Below are 17,364 nucleotides of genomic sequence, written 5' to 3'. Positions count from 1 at the left end.
GAAGCAACCACGATGAAACGCAGAAGAGTTCCCCTTCACAACAACAAATGGGTACGCCGCCTCCATGCCTGGGCCGGTTTTTTTACCCTCGCCCTGATGCTGATGTACGGCATCACCGGTCTCTGGCTGCAACACCGTGCCGTGTTGCCCATCCCCGGCCCCCACACCGACAAATCGAGTGAAGAGATAGTGCTGGAGGCGCCGCTCGCCAGCCCGGAGCAGCTGAAAAGCCTGCTGCAACAGCGCTATCCCGATACCTTTGCCGACGGGCGAACCATGATCACCCCGGCCCAGACCCTGCCCACCCCGAACGGCCCGCTCACCCTGCCCGCCAAGTGGGAGATGCGCGGTGTCACCCTCAGCCAGAGCGTGGCCGCCAGCTATGTTGAGGGTACCCTGCTGGTACGTACCGACCTGCAACTGGCCAACTTTGCCGCCAGCCTCAACCGGCTGCACCGCGGCATAGGCACCGGCCTCGGCTGGCAGCTGTTTGGCGATATCGCCGCCCTGGCCCTGCTGCTGCTCGCCCTCACCAGCCTATTTATGTGGACCAAGCTGCACGGCACACCCAGAGCCATCATCGCGCTGACGCTCGCAGGCAGCCTCGGTACCCTGCTGTTTGCCCTGCTGGGATAGTGCGGCAACCATGTTCTGATGCAGCAAGGTTTGGAAAAAACCGCAATAGAGACAGGCCGCTGGCGGTGATGCCGTCAGCGGCTATATCAAGGAAATGAAATAACGGATAGCGGGAAAAGAGAAGGGATACCAAGAGGTAACTGGAAGTACTGCCTGCTCAGCAGCAACCCACCAATGCGCAGGAACGCCAAAAAACAAAAGGCCATCATTGCTGATGGCCTTTTGTCATGAATTTGATGGTGCCCGGGGTCGGACTCGAACCGACACGGTTATTCACCGGCGGATTTTGAATCCCGAAACAACGGTTGAGGTATAACTGTGGCAGTTATAACCCATTGATTCAAGGTGATTGGGTTATTCTTGGTTGCGTACAGTTTCTGGTGGTTTGCACTGAATTACACGAAATTGCACGAAAACGGGAGGCAAAACAGAGGCTCGAATCAGAGTCCCTGCATATCAAATCAAAGGCCAAACACGTGTTCATCCCAAAGTGAACAGACCAGCGAGAGAGCACGGACGAGGAGGTTAGACGAGCGGAGCATTGCTCAACTGGCGGCCTCGGAAATGTCTCAGGTTCAGACAACCTGACAAGGTATTCGATGAGTATCGTCCGACTGCATTGGCCAACGTCGCCCTTCTAAGTTAAATTCGTGACTCACAGCCATGGATTGGATGCTTAGCAACCCGGGGCGATTCACTATGAGTTTGATGGTTAGTCAGGCCGCTCTCCTTCGTAATGCGAAGGTCAGGAGTTCGATTCCCCTTGTCGGCACCATGTATAGCAAGGCTCTCAGTGATGAGAGCCTTATTCATTTTTGAAGTGGGCTAACATCATCCCCGACGCATAAGTGACATCGGCCACCACAAATGGGCTGCCGTCGGTCATGCTGATCCGCCAGCGCTGGGCCTTGCTGCTCTCACATAAACATATAGGGAAGACTTGACCGGCACTAGATGAGAAAAGGCTCGCAGCGATGCGAGCCTTTTGGGTTTTTAGATAGGCTAACTTCACCCTGACGCACAAGTGTAGTCTGCATATCTGTGAGTTGATCAGTTGGTTACTTAATCAAGAGCCCCAAAACTCTTAAGCAAATTGATAGCTGATGTACTGTAATGCAATACAAAAAAATCCAATAGTGAGCGCTCAGTCCTTTAGGTGTTAGACCGGTTGCATACATTCCACGACCGGGTTAGCCATCACACGCTGACAGATAGAGGCAAAATCCAGCCCTTGTTGTTTGAGCAACTCCGCAGCCTCAGCTTGCCAGACCAAGTCACCTTGCTCGAAAAATGTCGTCCGAAGCTGTCGTACAACCTGTAAAGCATGTATGGCGAAGGAGCGAAAATCTTCGAGACCCCAGTAGAGGAGCCCCGAAGCGTGGACAGTGGCAGCCGAACTAATCTTGGTTGTAGGTGTGACCAATACCGTCAGAAATTCGCACTCTGACGACTCTGCCACATTTGCCCTCATCCAGCCTGGATGGGATGTAGCTTGTCGTACCTTGGCTACACACAGGGTGCCATTTGTTGTGTTCACATAGTCCTCAAAAACTATGCATCGGGAGTCAGAGATCCACCAAGGATCTGGAGAGCCTTCACTTTCGACTTTACCAGCATTGAAACCTAGTATTGTCCCAAGGTCCTTTTGTGCACGCTCGAAGGTCTCAGGCCGTTGTAGTCCTTCGAGAATCGACAGCTCAATCTCTGCAAAATCACGATCATGAGTAGCGCCTAGACGAGTAAGTTCAGCACCTAGGCGCTCCACCTGGCGTTGCAACGCGATGTCGTCCTTTTGAACAGTTACTGTATCTCCAACCTCCCTGCGAGCAAATGTTGTTAGCCAAGGGATACTGGGAGCGCACTTGTGAGCATCTCGATAGTATTGTCTTGCCTTTGCCGCCATGCTTTCGTTGCCTTCCTGCGCCGCTAGATGGCATGCAGAACCTGCTAGATAATTCCACAGCGCTCGATAACCTCGCAGGTCTGGAGCTTTCAATGTTCCCAGAACCCTCTCAGCAGCCGCTATAGCATTATAGTAATCATGTCGCCATAGGGCTGTCTGGTAGTCGATCTCGGCCCCAACCGCTTTTTCAAGTTCCTTAATTGACGGCTGGAATTGCTGCTGAGTTCGATCTCGCTCATCAAGAATTTGTCGATTGACACTTTCCCAGTTGCGATCGTTTTCTAGAAAGATCTCGAAGTTCTCCACCAAGTCGGAAAGAGTGGTGTCTTTTGATTGGTGAGCTCCAAAGGTTAGCTCGGCTTGAAGCTCAGGGTGAAAGAAAGGTCGGCGGCGAAGGTCGGCTAGGTAATCGGGCAGTTCCTCGCCTGATACTACTACTGCAGAGTAGTCTTCCAACGATCGAGTGCAACGGCCAATAGCCTGTACTACACGGGTCTGAATTCGTTCATTGTAGAGGATATTCGCAGCCATCCGGGTCATGATGAACCGCTCTTGGGAGTTCATAGCCTTGGGCAAACCCTCAATGAAGAGTAATCGGCATTCATCACCTGCAAAATCAATCCCGTCATAACGGTTAGCAACGACAGCTACCGCTTGCTGCTTGCCGACAAAGTCAGCTTTCGATTCTTCAATGTCAGTCGCGTGAAAAACAGGATATTTGAGATTATGACCAATCTCTGTAGTGATTGCTTCTGCATCCTTATCGCTGGGAACAAGAACGACGCTTCGGCCAGCTCGCTGCATCAATTCCTTTCTTAATTCTACGGTCTGATCGAGCGTGAGCGACATTCCTGGAAAGATGAAAAAACGACGACCAACACCTTGAGTGTCCCAACCATCAGGAGCTGGGAGACGTGTGATTGATTTTCTCCCTGTCAAACGTTCTAGGTCACCACCAGCCCCAAGTGTTGCCGACATGTAAATGCGTTGCTTAGCATTCTCAAACGCGGGATGTGAGAACGTCGGAGGTAAAAGTGGTCGGATCAGGATCTCTAGGGAAGAAAGATAAATATGGCAGGAGTCCAAATGATCTCGAATCAGTGACCAAGGGTAGGCAAGATCGGTATCTCGCGTGTGAGCATCTAATATCTCTACGATCTGTGGAGAGAGCTGAGTCAGAGTGGGGGTAGCGAGTTTCTCTACCCAAGAACGATCCCCCATATCTTCCCATATGCCTCGCAGCCGCGACAGGTCTGTGGGAGTCAAGTGCGGGGCAAGCACATTACACAATGCCTGATGAAGTGCTTTGTATTTTTCATCAAGTCTGCCTATGCGCAATGTCCAGTGAGAAGCAATGTAGTTTTCACTGGAATGGGCATCGTCAACGAGTATGACATCTGCTTGGTCGAAAAAGGGATTGGTATTGAACAGACTGGAATAGGTGGTTATCGCGATTTTTTCGGCCTGGAGGTAATCTGTTTTGTCAGTCGGTGAGAAATGCCTCTGTTTACCAACGAAAGTGGCCACGGACAACCCGTACTTCTCATTCGCCTGTTCAGCGACTTGATACACAAGTTGTTTAGTAGGGCACAGATAAACAACCCGCTCTTTGAACTTACGACGCCGCCATTCTGCAATCAGCAGTCCTACTAGTGTCTTACCGCTCCCCGTGGGTAATTGAAGTGCAACATCAGGAATCGCAATAGCTTTTGCTGTGTAAGCTTGCATCATGGTTGCTTGGTGTGGCAGTACATCAGGAAACTTACGGCGTGTAAGCTCTCGAAAAAGCTTGTCTGGTGTTTCTGGTACAGATGAGCCGGTCAGTGGAGTCTTGAAAGCCATTATCAATTCCTTCTGGTTAACCATGGGCGCTATTTGCGGGGGAGCGCCGACAAATTTCGAGCTCACTCTGAACATTCATCGTGAGTATTGTGCTAATAGGGGTGATTCAGGCCAAGATTATACATAAATGGAGTCACATGAAGAGTGCGCGAAGAATGTCAAAAGAATGAATCGCCCCCAGCTCCCTTGAATCGCCCCAGTTCCCTAGACACCTAACAAGCTCGAGCAGAACTGAACCGACTCACACTTTGGTTCTGGTTACTTATTTTCCTGCATCAACAATGGGCGCTGATGTATACAAATCACCTTGAGAAATACCCTACGGCAGGCCATTCGCCCAGGCTCTGGCTTACAACACCGAGTCTCAGCCTGTTTTTCAATACAACGTAATGACCGCAGATAAAGCACCACTTTTCCTGCATCGCTTGTCGGTATCCCAAGCAGATAGGACACATCGTAAAGGTCGAAAAACTCACCATGTTTGAACGCCCACCTAGCGACCTTCATCGCCGGCCACTTCCATTTGCTGTCCATTGAGTCCCCCCTTATCCCACTCTATATCAATGTAGCGGGTGTATAGTCGCCTCACACATCTACAGTGAGTCGACTTATTGATGTTGGGACCTCAGGTATCAATAGACTTAAGCAGTTGGGAGAATGGTGAACCAAGTAATGTGTGCACAGTAGAGGAACGAAGGCATATGGTTATGCCAGCGGCGTAATGCTATGGGTGCCGATGTAAAGCCGAGTTATACAACATGGGCAGATCGAATTCTTAATGTCGTGACGGCAAGCTGTAGGCAGTTGAAGTGCGGAAATCCCCCAAGAGGATTTTTAATTCCTCCAAGTCGATAATATGAGTTAACTCACACCGGGCCAAAAAGCCCCCTTTGGGTCCTTTCTGTGATTTTTTAAAAAAAGTTTTATTTTTAAATAGGTTATGAACATGTTTTAGATTGGTCGGCACTGTCTCACTCATCCAAAAACCTGTTCTGGATCAAGAAATAAGTTAGGTTTTTTGTGCCTAATATATGCATCAAGAAGAAAGTTACGAGCAAAGCAACCACTATATGTGGTGTTTTTTTTTAAGAAAACGCTCTACATGCTGTACTTGGTCTGTAAGGTTCATGAAACCTATAAACACTAAGAGAAAGGAAGTTATATGACATCAACAATGCAAAAAACCTTGGTTTCGCAAGCAAGATTTATCAACGCCAACAAAAGGAGGGCAGCATGCTCGACGATGGCAATGACAGTCGGAAAGACGACAAAAACAAAGCCACTTCACAGAAGTCCATGAAGTGGCTGATTGGAAAACTGATTGAAGTTGGACTGACGATAGCGATTGAGGCTATCTTGAAATTTCTCTGGGTTCATATGCTGCCAGGCGCCGAACACAGTGAGATTATCAAGTTAATCGTCATTTAATCTACAGGGGCTTAGGCCCCTTTTTTACGCAATTTTAGCGCAACTATTTCGATGTAAATAGTACCGTTGGTGTTGACATAGTGCAACTCGACATTTCTTAAAACTAAGTTATCCACAGGCAATATGACCAAGATCATACAACACTATCTTCCTAAACCCCCATATCTCGCGATACCGCTCCAGTCTGTAAAGCAGTTAGCCTTTGAGGCCGACAAGCTCGTTTCACACTGGCCGGCGAGATCCCAAAGTGTTCAGCTGTCAGCTTGATGCTCGCTGAATTCTCTTTGCGCCAGATGGCAACGGCAGCATCGTCAATTGTCTTCTCCCGCCCCAGCGCCTTACCTTCCGCCTTCGCCTTGGCAATCCCAGCCATCTGCCGGAGCTTGATGTTTGAACGTTCCAATTCTGCAACAGCGGCCAACATGGTCAGCATGGCTTTGCCAATCGGCGTTGACAGATCAAACCCTTCCCGCAAACTGATGATTGAAACGCCCTTGCCTTGAAGTGCCTCAACCGTATTTAACACGTCGATGGTATTGCGCCCAAGACGGTCTACCGCAGGAACGATCAGCGTGTCTCCCTTGCGTATGAACTTGAACAACTCGGCAAAGCCAGGGCGCTGCAGTGCCTTCACTCCTCCCGATACCCCCTCGTCCGTAAACCAGGTTTCAACATTGTGCGTTTGTTCAATGCTGTGCCGTTGAGCACCAACGCTCTGCTCGCCCGTACTAACCCTGAGATACCCGATGACTGCCACGATATGCTCCTATTCCTGGCTCATTATCTATGGCTCTAAATGTAGTTGTGGCTCACAATAAAAACCACAGATTTGAGCCATATTTTTGAAGGGCTGATTATATGGCTCAAAAGGTACACGTTATGGTCCACTTCAGTTGAGTGGATAGCATAGAGGGGCTTGGGTTTACCATAAGCCCCCATTCATGCATTCGGGACGTACTAGATGCCGTTTTTATAGTTCACATCCGCGAATATTCTTCGAGTCGTAGGTAACGGGCATCTTGCAATAGCTGTGGATCGACCTTCACAATCTCGCCCAAGCATTGACTAAACTCCTCACTCCCCCACAGCTGGCTGGCAATCACCGCATTCAGCAGCAGCAATACTTCAGCCGGGAACCGTTTACACAAGCCTGATTCGTGCAGCTCATAGAGAACGCAGTGCGGATGTTCAATCGGTTTCAGCCAGTCCTTTACAGCGCCCAAGGCTGCGGGGAATTCGCCTCGCGCAGCAATAACCAGTCGAACTAAGGATTCGGCGATTCTAGGGGTTGCCAAGTCTCGAGATTTTGGCCAGATATCTTGCCAAAACGGCTTGACGCGGTTTCTCCAGTAATCCTCTCTCTGATCAGCGGCACCTTCCAACGCTTGCGATAGTGCCTGTGCGGCTTCCTCCAGCCCTTCTGGCGGCAGTGCACTAATCGCGGTGCGAAACTCTTGTACTGTATACCCCTCCGTTGGCCCCAATGCGGCGTACGTCAGAAATGCTGCAAATTGCTGGCGATGCTCGCCAAGCTCGGTGTAGTAATTTGCGCTTTCTAAAAACTGTGCCTTGAAGGCAGTCAACAAGGGTTGGTATAGGCGGGGGGACCAGAGAAAGCCTTCCCAAACAGCTCTTGCCTCCACTGGATCGTTCCAACTAAACAGTGGAAGCAGGTATTGTTCGGTCCAAGGCCTGTCCACCCGAAAAAATGTGATTAGGCGTGAACCCAGTATCACCCGGCCATGTCGGAACCGACTGACCTGCACATCGCAAATTTGCGTAAACAGGGGTTCGATGTCAGCAGGAAGCAAATCATTGTCGTTCTGATTTTGCTGGAACCACAAGTTGATCAGCGCTTGCGTGATGTGTCCTACAGGATGGTTAATTGCCTCTGTAACAGGTTGGTCAATCGGCTCACCATTGACCGTCATTTCGGTGCCAGCTTTCAATGGCAGCGCCAACACTCGTCTGCAAAGGCTCAGCAGAATACTTTCGTGAATGTTGATCGACTTGGATGCTGATTGCATCCACCACGTCAACGAATGGCTGATGTCCTGGATGACGGCATCGGGCAAGTTTTGTACATACGGGGCTGCAATGCGCCACAAACGCTGAACTCTCCTCCCACTGCTCCAAGCATTCAGTGCATCCCCCCAACGCTCGGTAAGCCAATGTCTCTGTTCAGCTAAGTCGACTAGGGCAAACAAGCTATTTAGTGGATGTTTCAGGCAAACATAGCGCCATGTATCTTCATAAAGTGGCCTCTGATCCAGCTGTAGAGGTTTAGTCAACCACGGTACAAGATCTTGCCGCTTGCTAGGCGCAATATCGATATCACGGCTCTCCTCATAGTCTGGATCACCGGTACCACTCATCCAGATTGAGAACTCGTCACGCTCATTATCCGCCAGCCTCCATTGTGGGAAAGAAGCAGACAACTCAGTTAATTGAGCCTCAGCTGTAGCCCCCAAAGTAAGACCAGATAATTTAAGTTTGGCAAGATGTAACCAAATAGAGCGGGAAACTTTACCTTGCCACTGCTCTGGTTCGAGAGTGTCTGGATACATTTCGCGTAAAGGCCCAGCCATGATGGCCACCTCCAAACGTTCCTGCTGTATCCCTGCCAAGTTATGCCCCTGCAAAACGAACAGCCTGAGTACTTCTCGTCTCGTTTCAATTGCCCACAACCACCAAGCATCATCGGCCAGTAACCAATCTACCCAGTGTTCGGGGGAGATAGAACCATCTTTGCAGGCTCCAAATAAAGCCATTCTTTTGAAGGTTGGATAGGGCAATTCGAACCAAGAATGAGCGATCTGTGTCGCTCGTTGACTGTTACTGTTGTAAACCGACAGCCAAGCATCGCGCAGCAATTCAATCAAGCTTACCCAATCGCGGAACTTCCGGTTTTGACGATGTGGCAGGATGGACGGTAGATCCCAATGTGACCGGTCGTGGCGATCATCGGCTTCACCGAGCTCTCGCAGTAGGTCTAGGGCATCGAGCAACAATTGCTGTAAGTCATCAAGCAATGCTGGCAAAGCAGATTTCCAGTGCTCACCAGTAAAGTAATAGGAGGTCGATCGCACATGATCGGTAGCCAGCACCAGTTCCCAGTCCACCAACTGCTTGAGACGGACAGGCTTACCTGTACTTGTATTGCCATCCTCCCGGTGAAGCGGCCTCTTCAAAGTCACCAAGGGAGCGAGTAGTTTACGCAATTCCAAGCGTAATGTGGTTGTCACCCCCTCCCATTTCAGCCGCTTTATCCAACGATAAAGATCGGGGCCATGGTGGTTTGATTTCACTCTTTCGCTAAGCAGTAGTCGCCATAAGGTACGCATCAGGGGACTTGGGATAGCGTTAGGGGATTGCTGGCGTATTTCATCTAACTCAGCAGTCTTGCCCTCCTGCTCTAGGGAGGCAAAGCGTTCCAGTTCTTGTTCGATCAGCCACGACCAGTTGTTGTGTAAGATCCCACCGTGTTCTGCAATCCAAATAACCAACCGTGGGTCATCCAGATGGCGCGTGAGCCAGCGGGCCAGATGGAACATCAAAGTATCCCATTGGCTACCTTTAATTCTACCTGATGTCAGCAGCATCTGCGGGGCGAGGTCATATGGGGCAGGCCGACGGATAAGGCTAAAGCTCAGTTTGCCGTCTACCTCTTCGTGAGGGGGAACATGGAAGCGGGTTAGATCAGTTTGTTTGAAACGCTCGTCCACCAAGGCCTCCAATAGCCAATCGAGCGACGGAGTGGGATTGAAGTCGGCAAAGCGCTTAGCCGGCAGACCGGATTTATCCGACAAGGCCCACAACATCCGGCCGACGAAGTTGTCTTGTTTTGTGCTGCCTTGCGGTCGTGCCAGAGCATGCTTAACAACGATGGCTTCTTTACCTTGCACACCATCGCGATAAGTGTTCGCCCAAGCCAGAAGAGTCTGATGCAAAGCTGAATGATCGTAGCTGCCGGGTTGTACATTGTAGAGGATGGGTGTGACGCCTTTGGCCTCCCACTCGATGGTTTTACGGTGCTCCTGCCCCGGCTCACAATCACCCAGTGCCCAGACCTGCGGCGTGCTTTCACCTAGCATTCGGTCGGCAGCCAGCGCATCCATCATGTAACGCAGCACCGGGTCGTTGATGCTGTAGCCCACGAAGCAAACCACATAGTTGCGGAACAATTCGCTCACGAATCGAGCCGCCCAGCGCTCAGTGAGGTAGGCCAAACCGAAGTCACCACTGGTAACTACCAGACGGTTCAGCGCAGTGTCGTCTGCCTTCTCGGGTAACAGGCCATGCAGATAGACCAGTCCATTCCAACGGCTGTTCTTTGGGATCGGTAGCATCGGGGCGGTGTAAGCCTGGAACGCTTGGCCCGTGCGTTTGGCTGCCACATGAAAGATGCGGTCAAAGTTGGTGGTGACCAACCGAAGTGTTCCCTCGCGGTTACGTGCAAGACGCAACAGTGCTGCCTGCGTGTCGGTGGCCCCCTTGCGACGGAGCTTTGGCTTCAGAGCCTGTGCCAATGCGCGACGGACTGCCAGACGCTGCCCCGGCAAGCGCCGTTCGAGCAGATCCAATGTGGCGTCGTACTGCCCGCGTTTGAAGGCCTCATGCTCAATCTCAGAGCGGTTTGTCCCATTTTGCTGATAGATCTGCTCTACCAACCCTTTGAAGCCAGGTAGGCCTGCGGGGTAGGAAATGCCTGCGCCACAGAAAAAAACCACTCTCCCCTCCTCCTGCGTCTGCAAGAGTGAATCAGGAATATCGGGACCATGGGGGACAAATTGCATTTAATCTGTTTCCTATCCAATGCACTTACGCGAACTCATTTGCTGATGGGCAACATGGGGCGCTCCCTGGCAAGAGAGGACCCTGCCAGATGTTCTCATGGATATAGTGTGTTCGGGAGAGGGATGAGTCCAAAACTTGAGCTGGACCGACTCTATTGCACTGGCACTGAGGAAGGAAGCCGTCCGGAATAAGCCACTTAAGATGGGCCTTAGATGAAGGACGAGAAAAGGAGTATCGAAAAATGCCCCACAGAACTGGGGGACCGGAAAAGCACAAGGGCCTAGCCGAAGCTAAGCCCTTGTTGAATGTGGTCGGTGTGAGAGGATTCGAACCTCCGACCCCTTCGTCCCGAACGAGATTGTCACGATGGCTTTGGGGCTTTCATGCGATCTTGCAAAATCAGTCATCCTAATCAACCTCGCTATCTTCGTCCCAGTTGGGTGGATGCACAAACGTGACTGTCGATTTCACCTGCATGCTCCCGTGGCTAACGCCCGAATTTTCTCGCTGGCCCCTATCGCCGTACTTCTTGGGAGCCAGCTTCGAGGCCAGCCATTTACGAGCATCGATCTGCAGGCGGGCACGAGCAATCACATCATGGTTAACTTTTACGTTCCCGTTGGCGTCGAGGAAGGTGTCCTTACTGCCGTCATCAGCAATCTGGAGGATCTCGTCGGCCAGTTTGTCGGCCAGATCCTCGCGCGCACACGCGTACTGGTCCCTAAATTCTATATAGCGTTCATCAGCCAACCAGCGCATCACCATGGATTTGGACGGCATGCCTGGACGCGCAAGCACTGCGCGTAGACTCACTCCATCAGCAATGGCGCTGCATATAGCCTCACCCAACTCGTTTGTGAATGCACTCCGACGACCTCTTGTTACCGTCTTGGGATTCGACGTATTGGTTTCCACAGTGGAAACCTGAGGAGTAAAAACTGGGATCATAACTTGAGTTGTAGAATCCACGCGTTCAGAGCCCATGATAGGGGCCGTAGGCATACCTGAAGATAAGGTAGCGTTAACGTGTGTTATGACTCTTGACCATTTGTGCGTCTTGGCCCGCTTGTTAATGGCGGTATGTGAAATGCCGTGCTCTATCGCTATTTGGCGCACACTTTGGCGGCCAGCACTGTACGCGAGTTCGATACTGTGCCAGTTTGGGGAATCTGTTGTATGCATAGAGGAATAGGTCATAGGCGACCAGTATTTACGATGGGGGGAGACCGGTTCCAGCCCTACAGGGGGAAGACGCTCATTATTGCTAGGATGTGCGGAAATAAATCAGCCAACCCTCCTTTGCTGGAACAGTGGATTACGCATCTGGCGCGAGGCTACTCAGAGCAAGGCATTGCGGCCAGCAGCGGGGAAAAACGTGTGCAAAAACGAAAAAGGCCCCGGGGGACCTTTGACCATGATACTTTGAGCGGGCTTTGCCTGCTTCCAGATCTCCTTCTCGAATTTTTCCTAGGACAGCGCCTTGTCGCGCAATAGCTGCACTTCGCCATCACTAGGTCATCACTTTTACTCACCATCACTACCCCCTGAAAAAGCAGACCAAGTGATAGCTGCCTTATCCCAGTAACCGCGCGGGTTTCAGGTCAATCTACCCCCTTCACCATCACTTTTTTCGTATAAGCAAGAAAAGTGATGGTGTCTGGTTGTTTTCAGTGATGACCATCACCTCTCCATCACTTTTAGTCCTCGGCGCCCCTCATCACCCAGACTGTCTTTTCTTTGACGTTGACACCGATAACTCCCTCATCGTTCAGCTTCTTGAACCAGCGCCAGCCGTTGGCTTCGTGCCAAGTGCCCGCAGCCCTCATCTGCTTGACGATGGTTGCCCGCTTGACTGGCCCTTCCTGCTTTTCGCACGCCGTACGGATGACTTGAAACAGCGCCTTGTGGTTCATGGTCACGTTGCCAGCGCCCTCCAGTTCATCAGGGTCTGCCGGGTCGCGACTATCAGCAATAACCACCAAGCTCGTTACCTCGTCGTTGTCGTCGTCATAGCAAACGACACGGGTACGCAGGTCGTATGCACGGCGGCCGGGCTCGTCGCCGTCCTTCATCTTGGTGCACAGCAAGGTGAACGCTTGGGCGTCTGTCACTTCACGCTTGAGAAGAAATTCAGCATCCAGGGCAGCACGAAACGCGCTGGAGCCGCGAGCGCCGTTGTCCTCGTTCTTACCGGTGTGGTGAACCAGAAGAATAACGGCCTTGGTCAGCGCCTTGATTGTGTCGCAACCGTTGATGAAGGCCCCCATATCCGCAGCCCTGTTCTCGTCGGCACCACCAAAGCAGCGAGCAACTGTATCAACCACAATGAGCCGCACGGGCTGACCGGTAGCCTCCTTCACCTGATTAACGGCAGCATTCAGGCGGGCGATCTGGGCACCATCAGCCATGAATACCGGCATATCAATGCGGTAGAAGTTGAACACATCCTGACCACGGTTGTACTGGTCGCACCAAGCGCGGATGCGCCGTGACACACCTGGGCCACCCTCACCAGCGATATAGAGCACAGCGCCCTCCTCCACACGGCGGCCATCCCACTCCTTGCCGGTCGCAACATGGCACGCCAGCGACACGGCAGCAAACGACTTGTACGAGCCGGACGGGCCGTAGATGGAACACATGCTCTCAGCGGGCAGCAGCCCCTTGATCAAATACGCCGATTGCCGATCAAACCCGGCATAACCAGCAACCAACGGGAATGACTCGGGTTGATGGGCCTCATCATTAGCAGCCAGCACGGCATTCACCAAATTGTCCCAAGGTTCGGCTGTGTCACCATTGCGCCCGCGATAGATGGCGGCATTGGGTGCCTGCTTGCGCAGCTCGGAGGCCAGCCGTTGCAGCTTCTGGACTGGGAGGGAACCGCGAACATGAATGATTAACTTGGTCGTCATGTCACCATCAGCCATCTGATACAACTTGCCGCCTTCCTCCAATTGCTTATTGCTCACGTAGAGGCTCTGGACTGGTTCCTGCTCTCCGGTGATGGGGTCGGCGGATTGGATGGAGACATTATTGGTACGCTGCCAGATTTCGCGGTTCTCGGCGTTCGGGTCTGCTTGGTGCCCAGTATGGATAACGATGGTGCCCAAACTCTTGAGGTCCGAAAACTTGGTGAAGGGCGCCATTTGCACGACATTCTGCACGCCATTGGCACGGGGGCCGCGCTGTGCTTGAGTTTCAGTGGGTTTGGTCATCCATCACCTACTGCTGTTCAGGTAATTGACCCGCCAGCCACAGGCCGAATAACGGCACATTGACATACAGACGCTTCCCCACCAGACGGCTGCACCTTTCCAAGCCGGGGCGTTCGGCGCGTTTCCAGAAAAGCGTCTTCAATGTCGAATAGCCAAATTGCTTATAGATGTTCGGTAGCTGGCTCATCGGAACCCAGTTATCTAGGTTCTGCGTCATGCCAATAAGTTCGCGATTAGTCATCTAACCCCCTAAATTTGTTGTCTTGAGTCACTGCGGTTTTGGTCAAACGCAGATTGCAACAATCCAGCTAGCCATTCGCAAAAAAATGAAATTTGTTGTTTTTGCATATTTCAGGTCGAACTTAGCCATCCCACAAATTTGTACTGTCACGGGGTGCTGAGTTGGAAGGATACTGGTGACCGTTCAGAAACCGTCTCATCGAAAGTAATACGCGCCAGCGCTGCTGAGTCCACATGCAATAGACTGTAGCTACGGTTGCGATGAGCAATGACCCGGTTATTCAATCCATCTGCTCCCGGCTAATGTTTCTAGTGAACACTGTGACCCTGCATTGCTATGGATAAGGTCTGCTGAGCCGAGAACGATGCATGCAAAGGCTATTTGGAAAACGGATTACCCTATTCCCATGGAATTGATGCCATCAAAGATAGTTCTGGTGAATAGTTAGGGACTTTTCGAGAGTTTTGGTGACACACCGGAGCTCATCCCCCTTGAGGAGTTACCGCTTCTTCTGTGTTGAACTGGGGTTGGAATACATATGGTTAATGAGGCGCAACTGGCGCCTCTTCTGCTTCATGGTTTCCATGCAGTGACTTACTATTCGGAACAACTTCCCAGCAGAAGCTCTTCCGCTTGTGATATTCGCCTACTAAGAGACTCCATTCTAGACATTAACTCTAACTGTTCGGACTTAAGGTCGTCCAAGAGGGTTCGGCCGCGATCATCCTTCTCTTTATTTCTCTGAGTAATTTGTAGCTTGCGCGAACGAGGCGCACTTATACGCTGCTCAGCCGACGGATGAAAACTATAGAAGAAGGTAACAACTACTGGGTCAAATTTATCAAAGATCTTCTTAAAGGGTGTTTCTACTAGTGTTGTGAGGATGTTAAGCATTTCACAAAGATCAGCTTTAGGGTTGCTCCTCGTGTTCTTTTCGGGATATTCATACCTAAAATAGAAAACGAAAATGGCGATTTCATACCCGTTTCTGCGAAGATAGTTACTCACCGTTTGTGGTGTACACCCAAGGTGCGCAGCTATGTCACTCCGAAGCTTTCTATTGCGACGCCCATTAATCCTTCCAAAGCGCTCCTCTATGACCTGTACCATGGCAATCACTCGTGGGCATATCTCACGCTTGCTATATGTCGGCCCATGAAGGCCTCGGCTAGCTCGATTGGTGTGGAGTGCCTTCATCCAGTCAGGTAGTTCTTTACCTTCTGCGAGCAAGCTGTCGAAGTTAGAACGTACTGCACGAACCCTTATATTCTTATACATGCAGCTCTCATACTGCAGTAGGTTATCTTCCCTAAGGTCATGGCCGTACAATAAACGACCTTTCAATACTTTCTGGGAAAGATGCTTCATATTTTCATTATTCATTTTTGAGTACCCACAATATTGCCAAAAACTCGCTCAGTCAGGGCTGCCTTATGTGACAAACACAGGTGGGCGTACCGCATAACCATCGCAAGAGTTTTATGTCCCAAGTGGTTGGCAATCTCCAACAGGGTTGCGCCATTCATGGCAAGCAAGGAGGCGCAGGTATGGCGCAAATCGTGGAATCGGAAGTCGGTGATTGCGGCCTCGATAAGGCATGCTTTCCAGTGATGATCGAAATGCTCAAACGGACCATGCAGCTCAGAAGTGTGGGGGAACAGATAAGCATCGCCCACCTGACGAAACGGCATTAACTCTTGGATAACAGCTGTTGTCAGCGTCAAAACACGCTTCGAACTATTCTTCGTGTGCTCCAGGACCGCCGTCTTACGCTGAAAATCGAGATCTGACCATTTCAGATTGATCAGCTCACTCCTACGAGCGCCGGTAGCGATAGCCATGTGGATAAGCAGATGCAAGCGTTCCCACTTACTGGCACTTGCAGCTTTCAGCAGGCGGGACAGCTCATCATCAGATAAGAAACGGGTGCTGCCATTGTTTTCAGCCTTCTGGCGAACTTCGCGGGCAGGATTGTGTTTGGTATTGTGCTGCTCGTTAAACCACTCGAACAAGCTGGAAATAGCCGCCTTGTAGCGATTAAGTGTAGCCGGGGACTTCTTGCGCTTTGTCAGCACATCTAGGGCAGCCTTGATGTGTTGGCGCGTGACCTTACCGACAGGCTTCCCCTGGAGGTGCTCAGCCCACCAACCAAGACGTTGGATGATGGAACGATCACGGCCTTTGTACTGATCGAGAAATGCCGTTATTGCGGAATCAATTAGGATTGTGGAAAGGCTGGAGTGCGTCAAAGCATCGGCCATGTCATCGTAAACAATGAGCTGTGCCATAAAGGCTTCGGCTGCTTTTTTGGTTTTGAAGGTTTGACCGATACGACGGCCATTTTTCATGAACTGGACGCGATAGCTACTGCCACGCTTACCGGTGATTTTTTGAATGTTTGCCATGGTTGAAACCCTTTGCACGAAATTGCACGAAGTTTTGGTTTTCAACCGCAGTACTCAGGAGACATAACGCCGCATCAGCTACGTTAACCTGTTGACCAAACAGGGTTTAATAATGGTGCCCGGGGTCGGACTCGAACCGACACGGTTATTCACCGGCGGATTTTGAATCCGCTGCGTCTACCGATTTCGCCACCCGGGCAACTGCGAGGGATTATACGAATGGCGCGATGCCATGCAAGGTGTTTTTCGATTGAACACTCCCGTTTGTTCATTTATTCAACGCCTTGCTGATGCGGGGCCAGTTACATAGAATGCCGCCATCATCTTAATGGAATAAAAACGATGGCCAAGCCTAAAAAAGTCCAACAAAAATCCCCCTCTCCCGCCACTCAGCCATACCCGTCAGCAGGTCTGCTGCGTCGCCTCGGCGCCCTGATCTATGATGCGCTGGTGGTGACTTCGCTGCTGATCATCGCCGGCTTTATCGGCATGGGGGTCGCCAAGCTGCTGCTGGTCACCGGCATGGCCAGCGTACCGGCGGGTGAAGATACCGTCTGGTTGCTGACCCGCCACCCCCTGAGCCTGATCTACACCCTGTGGCTCGCCTTCGTCATCTGCGGTTTCTACACCTGGTTCTGGACCCGCGCTGGCCAGACCGTCGGCATGCGCGCCTGGCGGCTGCGCATTCAGAACGAAGATGGCAGCCATATCCGTATTACCCAGGCGCTGATCCGTCTCGCCACTGCCGCCTTTGGTCTGGGCAACCTGATGTGCCTGTTCAACCGCAAGCGCCCACGGGCGTTCCAGGATATCTGGGCCGAATGCGAAGTGATTGTGCTGAGCAAAGAGGCCAATCTGGAATTGTTGAACAAGTAATACCGGATCAATGCAATA

The 17,364-nt window shown here is 51.3% G+C and carries 11 protein-coding genes and 1 tRNA gene; 3 read left to right on the top strand and 9 right to left on the bottom strand.

The window, feature by feature from the left end:
• Positions 1–12: 12 nt before the first annotated feature.
• A complete protein-coding gene (locus G5287_RS03735; RefSeq protein WP_216952718.1) occupies positions 13–636 on the top strand; it encodes a PepSY-associated TM helix domain-containing protein in 624 nt (207 codons plus the stop codon).
• Between the two features lie 1,159 nt (positions 637–1,795).
• Here the strand turns inward: G5287_RS03735 and G5287_RS03730 are convergent.
• Positions 1,796–4,381, bottom strand: coding sequence for a DEAD/DEAH box helicase (locus tag G5287_RS03730; RefSeq protein ID WP_421230875.1), 2,586 nt, complete (start codon positions 4,379–4,381; stop codon positions 1,796–1,798).
• A gap of 1,233 nt (positions 4,382–5,614) precedes the next feature.
• On the opposite strand from G5287_RS03730, the gene G5287_RS03725 reads away from it, so the two are divergent.
• Entirely contained in the window at positions 5,615–5,809 is a 195-nt protein-coding gene (locus tag G5287_RS03725) for a hypothetical protein (RefSeq protein WP_236766355.1), read from the top strand.
• Between the two features lie 151 nt (positions 5,810–5,960).
• On the opposite strand, the gene G5287_RS03720 is transcribed toward G5287_RS03725, so the two are convergent.
• From G5287_RS03720 to G5287_RS03685, 8 genes are all read right to left on the bottom strand, one after another.
• Positions 5,961–6,566, bottom strand: a complete 606-nt coding sequence (locus G5287_RS03720; RefSeq protein WP_236766354.1) for a recombinase family protein — start codon at positions 6,564–6,566, stop codon at positions 5,961–5,963.
• A 220-nt stretch (positions 6,567–6,786) separates the two neighbouring features.
• Positions 6,787–10,605, bottom strand: coding sequence for an anti-phage defense-associated sirtuin Dsr1 (gene dsr1, locus G5287_RS03715; protein WP_421230874.1), 3,819 nt, complete (start codon positions 10,603–10,605; stop codon positions 6,787–6,789).
• 409 nt (positions 10,606–11,014) lie between these two features.
• On the bottom strand, positions 11,015–11,521 hold the full coding sequence (locus G5287_RS03710; RefSeq protein WP_234879108.1) for a terminase: 507 nt from the start codon (positions 11,519–11,521) through the stop codon (positions 11,015–11,017).
• 782 nt (positions 11,522–12,303) lie between these two features.
• Positions 12,304–13,824, bottom strand: coding sequence for a helicase RepA family protein (locus G5287_RS03705; RefSeq protein ID WP_421230873.1), 1,521 nt, complete (start codon positions 13,822–13,824; stop codon positions 12,304–12,306).
• 7 nt (positions 13,825–13,831) lie between these two features.
• Positions 13,832–14,065 (bottom strand): hypothetical protein, encoded by a 234-nt coding sequence (locus G5287_RS03700; RefSeq protein WP_136501644.1) that lies wholly within the window; start codon positions 14,063–14,065, stop codon positions 13,832–13,834.
• Between the two features lie 597 nt (positions 14,066–14,662).
• Entirely contained in the window at positions 14,663–15,448 is a 786-nt protein-coding gene (locus G5287_RS03695) for a hypothetical protein (RefSeq protein ID WP_421230872.1), read from the bottom strand.
• The gene (locus G5287_RS03690; RefSeq protein WP_136501646.1) at positions 15,445–16,470 is read right to left on the bottom strand and encodes a tyrosine-type recombinase/integrase; all 1,026 of its coding nucleotides are present in this window, start codon (positions 16,468–16,470) and stop codon (positions 15,445–15,447) included. Before G5287_RS03690 ends, G5287_RS03695 begins: the two co-directional genes overlap by 4 nt.
• A 113-nt stretch (positions 16,471–16,583) precedes the next feature.
• Positions 16,584–16,669: transfer RNA gene (locus G5287_RS03685), tRNA-Leu, on the bottom strand.
• 143 nt (positions 16,670–16,812) lie between these two features.
• Between G5287_RS03685 and G5287_RS03680 the strand changes: the two genes are divergently transcribed.
• Positions 16,813–17,346: an RDD family protein gene (locus G5287_RS03680; protein ID WP_421172973.1), complete on the top strand. Its 534-nt coding sequence runs from the start codon at positions 16,813–16,815 to the stop codon at positions 17,344–17,346.
• Positions 17,347–17,364: the final 18 nt, after the last annotated feature.

The sequence above is a fragment of the Aeromonas sp. 603079 genome (genome assembly GCF_049172135.1).
Classification (GTDB): domain Bacteria; phylum Pseudomonadota; class Gammaproteobacteria; order Enterobacterales; family Aeromonadaceae; genus Aeromonas; species Aeromonas veronii.
The sequence above is the reverse complement of the archived record's forward strand: the minus strand, read 5'-3'. Positions and strand labels throughout refer to the sequence as shown.